Raw genomic sequence first — 3,513 nt, forward strand, 5'->3', positions numbered from 1 at the left:
TAATCCAGCTGATAACCTTTCTTTGCAGGAAGCAAAAGAATACTATCGAAAGTTGGATAAATAATTATTCTTGTGGAAATCAGGATAAACAAAACCTTTTTGAAAGAACTGGCCAAAATTCCCAGGGGCCAAAGAAAGAAGGTAGAAACATTTCTTTTCGATCATTTGCAGGAATACAATCATTTGTTTGATATCCCCGGACTTAAAAAACTTCAGGGATATAAAAATTATTACAGGTTGCGTTTCGGAAACTACCGGGCAGGGATAAGATATGAAAATAATACAATTTACTTTGAAAGGCTCCTGCATAGAAAAGACATGTATAAATTTTACCCGTAATAATTTCCCACTTTGCTGGTGCGGATTTGTAATCCGTACCTCAGCCAGTAGGGCTGATAAAAAATAACAAGCTTTTCAGAAGAATACAATGCATTATACATTTTTTTTGTTTTTGCAAAACAAGGCACATATTACAAATATGCGCCAGCGGGGGAAACCGCGGCAAACTCACAACAAATAACAAGCTAACAACTCTAACAAAAATATCATGAACATTCTCAACCTCATAGGCCGCGATAAAGAACCCTTCTCCGAAGACATTGGCAGCCACGAAAAAGAACTTTCTGAATTTATTGTTTTTTCAAAACAAAGCACAGATTGCCACATTGTGGTCCCTTCGGGACAAATCTGCGCCAACGGAGAAAGAGGTTTATTGGATGTTATTGTTATTAAATAGTATTGCCTTACTGGCAATGGGATACACTTTTATAGTCGCCAAAATGATGTTCAAAATTTTTATACCTTTGGATCATGCGTTTAAGGAAGTTGCAAATTGATATCATTAATAAACTTGCCAGAAAATATTTCGGGAAGGAAACAACTGTTTCTTTGTTTGGTTCCAGGACCGACGATCGTAAAAAAGGAGGAGATATTGACTTGCTTATAAAAAATAATGACGAAACAACCTTAACATTAGAGACAAAAATTCATTTTCTAACAGAGCTTAAAACAAAAATTGGTGACCGGAAAATCGATGTGGTTTTTGACAATTCCAATACAAGGCAAAAGAAAAATTTTTACCGCTCTGTTATCCGGCAAAAAATAGAATTATAATCCATCCTTTATATTTTGAAAATGGAAAACCTTTCTGAAAAAAGGGACAAATTAAATGAGGCAGTTCAACTTTGCACTATTCATTGCCAGCGTATGAGTTTTGCCTGGGAAAAAATTAAAATACATTTCCCCCTTGACAGGGAAAAATATATAAGATTAAAACCTGAAGAACTGAGTTTCTTTGACCAGTTAATTTTTCGTTTTTCAAAACTGCAGGATAGCATGGGAGGAAGGTTATTCCCTGCAATCCTTGAAAATCTTGGTGAAGAAGTCAAAAGATTACCATTTATCGACCGACTCGTAAAACTTGAAGAATTGGAAATAATTACCAGCGCAGATGATTGGATTTTGCTTCGGGAAACAAGAAACATTGTTACCCACGAGTACCCATTTATAACCGACGAAGTAATTCAGGGGTTAAACCTGTTAAGCAAACATTACCAACTAATTACAGAGATATGGGAGGAGGTGGAAAACTACATCGAATCCCGGTTTGGGAAATAAACCACCGTGTAAGTGTCGGATGATGTCATTGTCGTTAAATAATACCACACGATGCCACGTAGTGATCGCTATGCGACAATCGTGCGGTAGCGGGGTAAAGAACTAACCGAAGGAAGGTTTTAAATATTTAATATATATCATTAAATTTGCAACAGTACATTTAGCAGACAACTATGATTACCGTAAAAATGACAAGAGCTGAATACGAAGCATATCTTCTTTACCTGAAAAGTATTGAAGTGATGCGCAATGCAAAAAAAGGTGAAGGCGAGAATTCTTTATTGGATGAATACCTCTCGGATCCCGTAAATGTGAAAGAAATTGAAGCCGGACTTGAGGACATTAAAGCCGGGCGTATTTCTTATATTGACCCCGACAATCTATGGGAAAGTATAAAATAGCCATATCCGACAGGGCAAAAAAACATCTAACAGAGTGGGAAAAAACCGGAAAAGTTTCTGCAATCAAAAAAATTGAACGAATCTTCAAAGAACTTTCTTAAAATCCGTTTGAAGGTGTTGGCTCACCAGAACAACTTAAATTCAATTTTGCCAATTGCTGGTCACGAAGAATTAATAGAAAAGACAGAATAATTTATCAGGTGAATGAAGATATTGTAACTGTTTTCGTTGTTTCAGCCAAAGGGCATTATTCCGATAAGTGAAATTCTACTTATATACGATACCCAAAAAGCCATTCAAACCGTGTTCGACATCCGCAACGCCACACCCCGGGGTTTAAAAGGCGATTTCCATCCGCTGGCTAAATTGCCGCTGACGAAGCACCCGTTTGAAGCAAATAAGTAAAATCATTTCAAAAGAAACAGAATACTAACACGGTCAATATTGCACGTATAAAATGCAAACAATCGGGAAATTGTTAAGTATTTCCAATTTTTGTAACTTTGAAAACTAAAAATGTATAAAAACATGGAAACACAGGAATATAACAAAACTTACAATATACCTTTTTACTTTAATGATCTGTTAAAGCTTATTAAGTCCCTGCCAATTAAGGATAAACTAAAAATAGAAAAGGAGTTGGAAGAAGAAACGTTGCTCTATCGTTCAAAAAAACTTTCCCAAAAAATTAAAAGCAATTCTTTGGATATGGAAAATATTGTCGCTGAGATCTCGGAATACAGGGCAGGAAAAAAATGAAGAAAGAAGTTTTTATTCTTGATACAAACATCTGGATAAGTTACCTCTTATCGAAAAAATATGATACCCTTGTTAAAATAATTCTGGAAAATACCTTTGAAATTGCCACGTGCAAAAATCTCGTTACAGAATTTGAGCAAGTTTTACAAAGAAAAAAATTCAAAAAATACATTCGGCAAAATGAAATCAATGAAGCTGTAAAGATCCATCTTAAACTCTGTAAATTCATTGATATTGAATTAAAAGCAAATGAGCTTACTGACAGAAAAGATAATTATTTGCTGGACTTATACAGGGCGGCTAAAGCATCACTACTGGTAACAGGTGACAAACAACTTCATACAGAAGCATCAAAGCTTGGGTACAAAGTAATTACACTTGCACAATTTGAAAATACAGCAGGATGAGTATTTTTCAAAAGGCTATATCAGCCGGTCGGGGTTTACGATGAATTTTGTAAACGGGACCTACTGCAAACCATGCCCAATAACCAGTTCCTTAAACTTAAAACCTTTTTGAAACAATACTACTTCGAAGAACAATCATTACCCAAAAAGCCATACAAACCGTTTACAACATCCGGCACCAGAAACCTCTTGGATTAAAAGGCGAAACCCACCCACTGGCTAAACTGCCGCTGGCAAAACACCCGTTTGAGGCAAACAAGTAAAGACTGTTAAGATTGTTAAAAATGTTAGTCTGTTAAAACTGTTAACAAACTAACAACTCTAACAGC

9 protein-coding genes and 1 pseudogene are annotated in these 3,513 nt (G+C 35.7%); all 10 read left to right on the plus strand.

Features of this window, described 5'->3' with window-relative positions; genetic code table 11:
- Positions 1-191, plus strand: a 191-nt coding sequence (locus BUC07_RS21395; protein ID WP_245792741.1) for a hypothetical protein, incomplete at its 5' end; no start/stop codon positions are given.
- Positions 100-339, plus strand: coding sequence for a type II toxin-antitoxin system RelE family toxin (locus BUC07_RS21710; protein WP_394333219.1), 240 nt, complete (start codon positions 100-102; stop codon positions 337-339). The genes BUC07_RS21395 and BUC07_RS21710, both read left to right, overlap by 92 nt.
- 208 nt (positions 340-547) lie before the next feature.
- Entirely contained in the window at positions 548-736 is a 189-nt protein-coding gene (locus BUC07_RS20365) for a hypothetical protein (RefSeq protein ID WP_073174181.1), read from the plus strand.
- A gap of 74 nt (positions 737-810) precedes the next feature.
- A complete protein-coding gene (locus tag BUC07_RS20370) occupies positions 811-1,113 on the plus strand; it encodes a nucleotidyltransferase domain-containing protein (protein WP_073174183.1) in 303 nt (100 codons plus the stop codon).
- Between the two features lie 21 nt (positions 1,114-1,134).
- Positions 1,135-1,617, plus strand: coding sequence for a hypothetical protein (locus BUC07_RS20375; RefSeq protein ID WP_073174185.1), 483 nt, complete (start codon positions 1,135-1,137; stop codon positions 1,615-1,617).
- Between the two features lie 188 nt (positions 1,618-1,805).
- Positions 1,806-2,018 carry a hypothetical protein gene (locus BUC07_RS20380; RefSeq protein ID WP_139279677.1) on the plus strand — a complete coding sequence of 71 codons (213 nt, stop codon included), beginning with the start codon at positions 1,806-1,808 and terminating at the stop codon, positions 2,016-2,018.
- A gap of 161 nt (positions 2,019-2,179) precedes the next feature.
- Positions 2,180-2,281, plus strand: a pseudogene (locus BUC07_RS21715) (Txe/YoeB family addiction module toxin); the annotation flags it as partial.
- On the plus strand, positions 2,247-2,423 hold the full coding sequence (locus BUC07_RS21200; protein ID WP_217652749.1) for a hypothetical protein: 177 nt from the start codon (positions 2,247-2,249) through the stop codon (positions 2,421-2,423). The pseudogene BUC07_RS21715 and the gene BUC07_RS21200, both read left to right, overlap by 35 nt.
- A gap of 123 nt (positions 2,424-2,546) precedes the next feature.
- Positions 2,547-2,777, plus strand: a complete 231-nt coding sequence (locus tag BUC07_RS20390; protein WP_073174191.1) for a hypothetical protein — start codon at positions 2,547-2,549, stop codon at positions 2,775-2,777.
- Entirely contained in the window at positions 2,774-3,184 is a 411-nt protein-coding gene (locus BUC07_RS20395) for a putative toxin-antitoxin system toxin component, PIN family (RefSeq protein WP_073174189.1), read from the plus strand. The genes BUC07_RS20390 and BUC07_RS20395 overlap by 4 nt, the downstream gene beginning before the upstream one ends.
- Positions 3,185-3,513: the final 329 nt, after the last annotated feature.

Source organism: Tangfeifania diversioriginum, assembly GCF_900141875.1.
Taxonomy (GTDB): Bacteria; Bacteroidota; Bacteroidia; order Bacteroidales; family Prolixibacteraceae; genus Tangfeifania; species Tangfeifania diversioriginum.